10 protein-coding genes are annotated in these 7,835 nt (G+C 66.9%); 1 reads left to right on the top strand and 9 read right to left on the bottom strand.

Annotated features, from left to right (window positions below; all coding sequences use genetic code 11):
• The coding region (locus LL06_RS25390; RefSeq protein WP_244447224.1) for an Ig-like domain-containing protein at nt 1-685 on the bottom strand (685 nt) is incomplete at its 3' end.
• Nucleotides 686-823: 138 nt separating this feature from the next.
• Between LL06_RS25390 and LL06_RS25385 the strand changes: the two genes are divergently transcribed.
• Nucleotides 824-1,438, top strand: a complete 615-nt coding sequence (locus LL06_RS25385) for a TIGR00730 family Rossman fold protein (RefSeq protein WP_035533669.1) — start codon at nt 824-826, stop codon at nt 1,436-1,438.
• Between the two features lie 56 nt (nt 1,439-1,494).
• Here LL06_RS25385 and rarD read toward each other — a convergent pair whose 3' ends face one another.
• The 8 genes from rarD to LL06_RS25345 form a co-directional block, all read right to left on the bottom strand.
• Nucleotides 1,495-2,460 (bottom strand): EamA family transporter RarD, encoded by a 966-nt coding sequence (rarD, locus tag LL06_RS25380; RefSeq protein WP_035533667.1) that lies wholly within the window; start codon nt 2,458-2,460, stop codon nt 1,495-1,497.
• Between the two features lie 139 nt (nt 2,461-2,599).
• Nucleotides 2,600-3,316: a 3-keto-5-aminohexanoate cleavage protein gene (locus LL06_RS25375; protein ID WP_035533665.1), complete on the bottom strand. Its 717-nt coding sequence runs from the start codon at nt 3,314-3,316 to the stop codon at nt 2,600-2,602.
• Nucleotides 3,317-3,338: 22 nt separating this feature from the next.
• The gene (cimA, locus tag LL06_RS25370) at nt 3,339-4,955 is read right to left on the bottom strand and encodes a citramalate synthase (protein ID WP_035533664.1); all 1,617 of its coding nucleotides are present in this window, start codon (nt 4,953-4,955) and stop codon (nt 3,339-3,341) included.
• 2 nt (nt 4,956-4,957) lie between these two features.
• Complete coding sequence (locus LL06_RS25365) at nt 4,958-5,341, bottom strand: VOC family protein (RefSeq protein WP_035533661.1); 384 nt, start codon at nt 5,339-5,341, stop codon at nt 4,958-4,960.
• A gap of 49 nt (nt 5,342-5,390) precedes the next feature.
• Nucleotides 5,391-6,353 carry a prolyl aminopeptidase gene (pip, locus tag LL06_RS25360; RefSeq protein ID WP_035533659.1) on the bottom strand — a complete coding sequence of 321 codons (963 nt, stop codon included), beginning with the start codon at nt 6,351-6,353 and terminating at the stop codon, nt 5,391-5,393.
• Between the two features lie 2 nt (nt 6,354-6,355).
• A complete protein-coding gene (locus tag LL06_RS25355) occupies nt 6,356-6,823 on the bottom strand; it encodes a GFA family protein (RefSeq protein ID WP_035533657.1) in 468 nt (155 codons plus the stop codon).
• Nucleotides 6,824-6,943: 120 nt separating this feature from the next.
• Nucleotides 6,944-7,423: a GFA family protein gene (locus LL06_RS25350; protein ID WP_035533655.1), complete on the bottom strand. Its 480-nt coding sequence runs from the start codon at nt 7,421-7,423 to the stop codon at nt 6,944-6,946.
• 2 nt (nt 7,424-7,425) lie between these two features.
• A complete protein-coding gene (locus tag LL06_RS25345; protein WP_035533654.1) occupies nt 7,426-7,782 on the bottom strand; it encodes an endonuclease domain-containing protein in 357 nt (118 codons plus the stop codon).
• Between the last annotated feature and the right edge of the window lie 53 nt (nt 7,783-7,835).

The raw sequence follows: 7,835 nt of genomic DNA, 5'->3' as shown, positions 1-7,835 counted from the left end.
CCGGCGTTTCGGCGGCTGCGTCAGGCGTCGAGGACGCCACTTCCACCGGCGTGTCGGCCTGAGGCTCGCCGCCTGCCGCCTGGTCGGCCGCAGCCATGTCGCCTTCGGGCGCAGCGGGCTGGGCGATGATCCGGCTCGCCTTGCCGGGCTTGCTCACCATCGCCAGCAGCTCGCCATCGGCGTCCTTCGGGATCGACACGGTGGCGACCTCCTCGGAGCGACGCGTCGCGCCGTCTTTGCCGACGATCTCGAGCGTGAGCTGGTAGTCGCCCGCCCCGAGCGGCGTGTCGAGCACGGCGGCGAAATCGCCGCTCGGCCCCACCTGGGTCGAGGCGACAACGGCATCGCCGTTCATGATGTTGAGCGTGGTTCCGGGTTCGGCCTTGCCGGCGATCACCGTGGAGCCGTCGGGCTCAACCCGGAGCACGTCGAAGCTCGGCACGATCCAGGCATCGGCGCCCGCGGGTTCGGCGGGTTCCGCGCTGGCGACCTCCGTCCCGGCATCGGCCGGTGCGGTGGCTGGCGCCTCGCCCGCGCCGTCGCCCACGACGGTCGAAGCAGGCGCGGACTGGCCGGGCGCCTCCACCTCCGCCTTGAACAGTTTTGGCGAGACGAAGAAGGCGCCGATCGCCGCGGCGACACCGACTGCGACGAATGCCAGGAACCCGGCATTGTTTTTGTTCATGGTGCACTCCGTAAAACCGGTGAAAACCCCGGCTATTTGCCGAAAACCTATATGGTTTGCGGGAGCCGCACAAGAAAAAGCAAGGTGCGGCGCAGCGCCGGGCTTGACCATGTCCCCGGCCGCATGTTCATTCCCCGCATGACCACACCATCACCCCGCATCAAATCCATCTGCGTCTATTGCGGATCCCAGCAGGGCCGCAACCCGGCCTATCGCGCCGCAGCACAGGTCCTGGGCCGCGCCATGGCCGAGAACGGCATCGACCTGGTCTATGGCGGCGGCACCAAGGGCATCATGGGCGCGGTCGCCGACGCGGTGATGTCGGCCGGCGGCAAGGCCATCGGCATCATCCCCGAATTCCTGATGGACAAGGAGGCCTCGCGCCATTCGCTGGGCCAGTTGAGCGAACTGCATGTCACCAACGACATGCATGAACGCAAGCACATGATGTTCGAGCGCTCCGACGCCTTCGTCACCCTGCCCGGCGGCATCGGCACGCTGGAGGAGATCATCGAGATCATGACCTGGGCGCAGCTCGGCCGGCACACCAAGCCGATGGTCTTCGCCAATGTCGAGGGCTTCTGGAATCCGCTCAACGCGCTGATCGGCCACATGACCGGCGAGGGCTTCATCCACACCGCGCATCTGGTCCGGCCGATGGTGATCGACGAGGCGCACGAGATCGTGCCGGCGATCCTGGCCCAGACAAAGACCGCGGCGGCCGGCGACGAGGCCGTGATCCGCAAGATGTAGCCGGTACGAACCGAGGGCCGGCCCGGTTCGCGATTCGCGCCGGTATTGGCCGACAGCTACGCCTGTGCCGACGGGTGCGCTGCCGCCGCGGCGGCGCGGCGGGCCCTGCGCGAGCGCAGCAGCGACGAGGTGTAGATCCCGAGCGCGATCCAGATCAGCACGAAGGCCGCGAGCTTGTAGGGGCCGAACGGCTCCTTGAAGACGAACACGGCGATGATGAAGATCATCGTCGGGGCGATGTACTGCATGATGCCGATGGTCGACAGCCGCAAGAGCTTGGCGCCATTGGCGTAGATCATCAGCGGCACCGCGGTGACCACGCCGCAGCCCAGCAGCAGCCAGACATCGGCCATCCCGGTGGCGCCGAAATGCCCCGTTCCCATGGCCTCGATATAGGCGATGTAGCCGATCGCCGGCACGGTCAGGATCAGCACTTCGAGGAAGAAGCCCTGGTTGGGGCCGACCGGCAGCGATTTCTTGAAATAGGCGTAGAACCCCCAGGTGCCGGCGAGGCCGAGCGAGACCCAGGGCAGTCCGCCGGTCTCCAGCGCCAGCAGCGCCACCGCGACGACGGCCAGCGCGATCGCCGCCTTCTGCCGGCCATCGAGGCTTTCCTTGAGCAGGACCGAGCCGAGAAGGACCGAAAACAGCGGGTTGATGTAGTAGCCGAGCGCCGTCTCGACCGCCCTGCCCGCCCCGATCGACCAGACATAGATGCTCCAGTTGACGGTGATCAGGCCGGCGGTGATCAGCGCCATCGCCATCGTCCGCGGCGACTTGATGGCGGCGCGTATGTCCTGGGTGCGGCCGAGCAGGATCAGCACCACCGCGGCGATCGGCACCGACCACACCACCCGGTGCGCCACCACTTCGACGGCCGGGATATGGGCGACCGCCTTCATGTAGAACGGCAGGAATCCCCACAACAGATAGGCGACCAGCGCGAAGGCAAAGCCGCGCGGCGTGTCCTCGTCGTAAGCCACCGGCGCGATGAGGTCCGGTTCGAGGGTGTCCTGCGCCATTTTCCTGCTTCTGCCTTCCCGTTTTCAGGCCCGAGCACTAGCTTATGAAGAAGGAATGGGCAAATTCATTCCGCTGAAGTGTCGGGTTGGGCGCGGCCGCGGATCGTGGCGGAGCATCGCCTCCCCGTCCCGGACGGCATCAGGCCTGTCGGTAGATCGCCACAGCCGCTTCGACCAGCGCCGCATTGCCCGGCGCAAGGCTTCCATCCGGCATGAGCCGGCAATCCTCAAGCCCGATGCGGGTCGACCAATACTGCTGCCGCGCCATCCGGACGAAATCCCAGGCCGTGGCGTCGAACCCGTGCAGCAGGATCGATCGCGTGACGCCGGCATGCGCCAGCACAGACTCGATGTCCTGCGCCACCTTGAAAGCGGCGGTCCGCTCCTGGTCCTCGATCTCGATGAGAATGCGCAGGACCTTCTGGTGGTCGGCGAGCGCAAGGAAGCGCTCGGCGTCGGCGACGGTGGCGAGCCCGGCCTCGATGCCGACCCCGATCGACCCCAGCACTTCCATCACCTGCGGCGCGTCAGGTTCGGACAGATTGACCGAGGCGTAGTCGGGCCGGACCGACCAGTTGGCGATGCAATCGCGGGTTTTTCGGACATCGTTCTCGATCCAGGCGCCGGTGGAGACACCGATCAGGGTTCCCGGACAGGCTGTCCGGACGGCAGCAATCGTTGCGTCGACCGCCGCGAGGCTTTCGGCAAGATCCGGTCCACGCGGATGAATGTGCAACTCGGCCGCACCCGCCCGGATGCAAGCCACCGCATCGGCCGTCATGGCGTCGGGCGTGAGCGGCAGGGCCGGATGAAAATCCGGCTTCCGCGCGCCGTTGAGACAGGCCTGCACGATCATCGATCTGCTCCGATTGTCGCCCCTATTCCGCCGCCATCCGGCCCGCGAGATCCCGGTTCTTCATCAGCTTGAAGACGATCGAATCCATCAGCGCCTGGAACGAGGCGTCGATGATGTTGTCGGACACGCCGACCGTCCACCAGCGCGCGCCGGTGCCATCGGCCGATTCGATCAGCACCCGTGTGATCGCCTCGGTGCCGCCGTTGAGAATGCGCACCTTGTAGTCCACCAGTTCGAGATCGGCGATCTCGGACTGGTAGACGCCCAAATCCTTCCGGAGCGCAATGTCGAGCGCGTTGACAGGGCCGTGGCCTTCGGCCACCGACATCATCTCGACGCCGTCGACCGAGAGCTTGACGACGGCTTCCGAGACCGTCCGGATCCGCCCCATCGCGTCGAAGCGGCGCTCCACCATCACCCGGAAACTGGTGACGGCGAAGAACTCCGGCGCCCGGCCGAGCGTCCGGTGGGCGAGCAGCTCGAAGCTCGCATCCGCGCCCTCATAGGCATAGCCGCTGGCCTCGCGCTCCTTGACGATGGAGATCAGCCGGTCGAGCTTCGGATCGTCCTTGCCGACCAGGATGCCGCGCTGCCTGAGCGCGTCGAGGAAGTTGGACTTGCCGCCCTGGTCGGAGACCATCACCTTGCGGAAATTCCCCACGCTTTCGGGCGGCACATGCTCGTAGGTGCGCGGGTCCTTGAGCAGCGCCGAGGCATGGATGCCGGCCTTGGTGGCGAAGGCCGAGGCGCCGACATAGGGCGCCTGCGTGGCCGGCGAGCGGTTGAGCAACTCGTCGAAGGAATGGCTGAGCGAGGTTAGGCCGACCAGCTTGTCCTGGGTGACGCCGGTGGCGAAGCGCTCCGCATAGGCGGGCTTGAGCGCCAGCGTGGCGATCAGCGTGATCAGGTTGGCGTTGCCGCAGCGCTCGCCGATGCCGTTGAGCGTGCCCTGGATCTGCCGCACGCCCGCCTCCACCGCGGAAAGCGAATTGGCCACCGCCTGGCCGGTGTCGTTGTGGGCATGGATGCCGAGCTGGTCGCCGGGGATGCCCTCGGCGATCAGCGCCGTGACGATCGCGCCGATTTCGGAGGGCTGCGTGCCGCCATTGGTGTCGCACAGCACGATCCAGCGCGCGCCGGCGTCGAAGGCGGCCTTCGCGCAGGCCACCGCATAGGCGCGGTTGGCCTTGTAGCCATCGAAGAAATGCTCGCAATCGACCATCGCCTCCTTGTTGGCCTCGCGCACGGCGCGCACCGAATCCGAGATCGAGTCGAGATTCTCCTCGTTGGTGCAGCCGAGCGCCACCGCGACGTGATAATCCCAGCTCTTGGCGACGAGGCAGACCGCATCCCCCGCCGCCTGGATCAGTCCGGCGAGGCCGGGATCGTTGGAGGTGGAGATCCCGGCGCGCTTGGTCATGCCAAAGGCTACGAACGCGGCCTTCTCGGTGCGCTTCTTCTCGAAGAACGCCGTGTCGGTCGGGTTCGCGCCGGGATAGCCGCCTTCGACGTAATCGATGCCGAACTGGTCCAGCATCCGGGCGATGGCGATCTTGTCCTCGACGGAAAAATCGATGCCCGGCGTCTGCTGGCCGTCGCGCAGCGTCGTGTCGAAGAGGTAGATGCGGTCTTTGCTCATGTCTATTCCGGTCTGTGGCAGACGGCCTCGATATTGTTGCCGTCGGGGTCGCGCACGAAGGCGCCATAGTAGTCGGGATGATAATGCGGCCTGAGCCCCGGCGCGCCGTTGTCGGTGCCGCCGGCGGCCATCGCCGCGGCGTAGAAGGTGTCGACTTCGGCGCGCGAGCGGGCGCTGAAGGCCACATGCACCGGCGGCGTCTGCGCCGCGCCCTGCGCGATCCAGAACACCGGCTGGTCGCGGCCGTAGCCCGCGACATGGATGCCTCCGGTCTGTTCCGGCGGCATCGCCATCAGAAGGCCGCCGCCCAAGGCCGCGAAGGCCGCATCGTAGAACCTGCTCGAAGCCGCAAAATCGGAGGCCGTCACGCCCGTATGATCAATCATGGTCTTTCTCCTTGCCGTGTGCCGTTGCCGGAATTGGACAACGCCGCACTCATACCGAGAGCTTCCCCGCAAACCTGTCAGTAGCGCGGATCAGCTGGTCGAGAATCCCCGGTTCCGAAAAAGCGTGCCCCGCGCCCTCGATCAGGTGGAACGCGGCGCGCGGCCAGGCCTTGTGCAACTGCCAGGCGATGCGCGCCGGGCACGGCATGTCGTAGCGGCCATGGATGATGACGCCGTCGATCCCCGCCAGCCGGTGCGCGTTAGCCAGCAACTGCCCCTCCTCGAGCCAGCCGCCATGGACGAAGAAGTGATTCTCGATCCGGGCGAAGGCCAGCGCGAACTGGTCCTCGTGGAACTTGTCGCTGGTCGAGGGTTCGGGCAGGAGCGTGATGGTCTCGCCTTCCCAGCCGCTCCAGGCCTTCGCCGCCTCGATCTGCCGCTCCCTGTCCTCGCCCACCAGCAGCCTGCGGTAGGCCGCCATCAGGTCGCCGCGCTCGGCCTCGGGAATGGGTGCGAGGAACCGCTCCCATTTGTCGGGAAACATCTCCGAGACGCCGAACTGATAGTACCAGTCGAGCTCCGCTTTCGTCAGCGTGTAGATGCCGCGCAGCACCAGTTCGCTCACCCGGTCCGGATGGGTCTCGGCATAGGCCAGCGCCAGCGTCGAGCCCCAGGAGCCGCCGAACACCAGCCATTTCTCGACGCCCGCCATCTCGCGCAGCCGCTCGATGTCATTGACCAGGTCCCAGGTCGTGTTGTTGTCGAGCGAGGCGAAGGGCGTCGAGCGGCCGCAACCGCGCTGGTCGAACAGGGTGACGTCGTAGAGCGCCGGATCGAACAGCCGCCGGTGCACCGCGGAAAAGCCGCCGCCGGGGCCGCCATGCAGGAACACCGCGGGCTTGGCGCCCTTCGTTCCCGCCCGCTCCCAGTAGATCCGGTGGCCGTCGCCGGTGTCGAGGAAGCCGGTCTCGAACGGCTCGATCTCGGGATAGAGGGTCTGCAAGGCGCTCATGCTCATGTCTCCTGCGGCCAGGTGGCCGTCTCGTGATCGGGATGCTGGAAGGATGTCAGCGCGGCGTTCCAGGCATCGTTTCTGGCCGCGTCGGCCACGCCGACCTGCGGCAGGCTGCACAGCCCGTCAAAGAACGGCTGGCGGAAATCGGCATTGACCTGTGCCACCGGGGCCGCCAGCGTCGGGGTGTCGAGGCTGCCGATGGCGATCTCGAGCCCGTCCTCGGCCTCGTAGGTGAGCGGCGTGCCGCAATCGGCGCAGAAGCCGCGGCGGACCTTGTCCGAGCTCTGGAAATGCGACGGCGCGCCGCGCGTCCATTCCGTGTCGTGGGCGGTGACCAGCGGCGCGAAGAAGCCGCCAAAGGCCTTCTGGCACATGCGGCAATGGCAGATGGTCGGCCGGCCGAGGCGGCCGATCCGGTATCGCACCGCGCCGCATTGGCATCCGCCGGTGATCGGTTCAGCACTCATTGTCTCATCTCCAATTGAGCCAGACGACCACCGCGGCCGTCACCACGACGATCAGCACGGCCTTGCCGATGAGGCCGTAGAGCAGCCATTTCGGCATGTCCGTTCCAGGCTTCCGCGCGCTCACGGTCTTGCCTCCGGCGGCCAGGTCTCGGTGTCATGGTCGGGGTGCTGGTGACTGACGAGGCCCTTCAGGAACGCCACCGCCTCGGCGTCCTCCATGGTGTCGCGCTCGGGCAGCGACGGGATCGCGTCGCACCAGATCCGCTTGGCCTCGACGCCATAGGCGATGACCGGCGCGACCGCGTCCGGATCGTCGAAGGCCAGCACCGAGAGCGCCAGCCCGTCGGGCGCGTCATAGGCGAGCGGCGTACCACAGGCCGCACAGAACCCGCGCCGCGCCGCGTTCGAGCTCTGGAACCAGGCGGGCTCACCGCGCGTCCACTCGAACGCTGCGCCTCCCACCGAGACCAGCGCCAAAGCCTGGCTCGCGGACGCCTTCTGGCACATGCGGCAGTAGCACACCGACGAGGTGCCGGGCCTGCCGGTGAGCCGGAACCGGATTGCGCCGCACTGGCAGCCGCCGGAGAGTGTGTCAGCCATTGTCATGCCCTCCCGATCACGCGAAGAATATGGGTGCAAACATTGTCGAGATCCTTGAGCACATCCTCGTTCCAGAACCGCACGACCTGCCATCCCTGCGCTTCGAGATAGGCGGTCCGCGCCAGGTCATGGGCCTGGTCTGCGGCGTGCTGGCTGCCGTCGATTTCGACAACGAGCCGGTGTTCGGGACAGGCGAAATCGACGATGTAGCGACCGATCGGCACCTGGCGCCGGAAGCTCAGGCCCATCAGCCGGTGCGCCCGCACCTCATTCCAGAGCTTCAGTTCCGCCTCGGTCATGGCGCTGCGCATGCGGCGCGCGTTTCGTCTGAGATGCGGCGGCACTTTCCCGTGCGGCAAGACACCCCCCTCTGTCACTGCGTGACATCTCCCCCGCAAGGGGGGAGATCGGC

Source organism: Hoeflea sp. BAL378, assembly GCF_000759435.1.
Taxonomy (GTDB): Bacteria; Pseudomonadota; Alphaproteobacteria; order Rhizobiales; family Rhizobiaceae; genus Hoeflea.
Note: the sequence above shows the minus strand (reverse complement) of the source record. Positions and strands in the feature narration are given on the sequence as shown.

Excerpts from the sequence above, each read along its gene's own strand:
- LL06_RS25365 (WP_035533661.1), bottom strand. The coding sequence starts at position 5,341 with ATGATTGATCATACGGGCGTGACGGCCTCCGATTTTGCGGCTTCGAGC.
- LL06_RS25375 (WP_035533665.1), bottom strand. The coding sequence starts at position 3,316 with ATGATCGTGCAGGCCTGTCTCAACGGCGCGCGGAAGCCGGATTTTCAT.
- cimA (WP_035533664.1), bottom strand. The coding sequence starts at position 4,955 with ATGAGCAAAGACCGCATCTACCTCTTCGACACGACGCTGCGCGACGGC.
- LL06_RS25350 (WP_035533655.1), bottom strand. The coding sequence starts at position 7,423 with ATGGCTGACACACTCTCCGGCGGCTGCCAGTGCGGCGCAATCCGGTTC.
- LL06_RS25385 (WP_035533669.1), top strand. The coding sequence starts at position 824 with ATGACCACACCATCACCCCGCATCAAATCCATCTGCGTCTATTGCGGA.
- pip (WP_035533659.1), bottom strand. The coding sequence starts at position 6,353 with ATGAGCGCCTTGCAGACCCTCTATCCCGAGATCGAGCCGTTCGAGACC.
- rarD (WP_035533667.1), bottom strand. The coding sequence starts at position 2,460 with ATGGCGCAGGACACCCTCGAACCGGACCTCATCGCGCCGGTGGCTTAC.
- LL06_RS25355 (WP_035533657.1), bottom strand. The coding sequence starts at position 6,823 with ATGAGTGCTGAACCGATCACCGGCGGATGCCAATGCGGCGCGGTGCGA.